Genomic DNA, 581 nt, shown 5'->3' with positions numbered 1-581 from the left:
CATGTACCCCCATCATTTCCTGCTTAGCTTTACTTGTTAAACCAAGCTTTACACCTACTCGTTTTACACCATCTTGTACTTTTCGTTGGATCAATTGTCTTTGCAAGCTGTAAGCGTCATCAATTGTCAAATCAGGGTAGCGTTCCGTCACTCTTGTTACTTCATACCCTTCTCTTTCTGCAGATAAAAGATAGTCAACGATTTCTAAATTTCCGCTTTTCGTTAAAGGCATCATCACATTTCCACCTTTCTTTGAGCTAACTCAGCAGCCACGTCTAGAATCATATCTTCTTGACCGCCGACTGCTTTTCTTTTACCAAGTTCAAGTAAAATATCACGTGAATCCAAATTAAAACGCTTTGCAGCACGCTCTGCATGAAGTAAGAAACTGGAATACACGCCTGCATAACCCATTGCGAGGCTGCCTTTTCGAATCTCTTGAGAGCCTGGCAGGATAGGTCCTACTACTTCTTCAGCCAGATCCATTATTTTATACAAATCAATACCTACATCTATTCCTAAACGGTTTAATACAGCTATCAATGCTTCAGTTTGAGTGTTACCTGCTCCGGCTCCTAAAC

Annotated in this window: 2 pseudogenes; both read right to left on the bottom strand. The window is 41.0% G+C overall.

Annotated elements, in window-relative coordinates:
- Window positions 1-232: pseudogene (locus AC1DRF_RS31655) on the bottom strand (4-oxalocrotonate decarboxylase); the annotation flags it as partial.
- Between the two features lie 2 nt (window positions 233-234).
- Window positions 235-581 (bottom strand): annotated as a pseudogene (locus AC1DRF_RS31650) (4-hydroxy-2-oxovalerate aldolase); the annotation flags it as partial.

It is taken from the genome of Priestia sp. P5_B4, from assembly GCF_056400385.1.
This window is presented reverse-complemented; position numbering and strand designations above follow the sequence as displayed.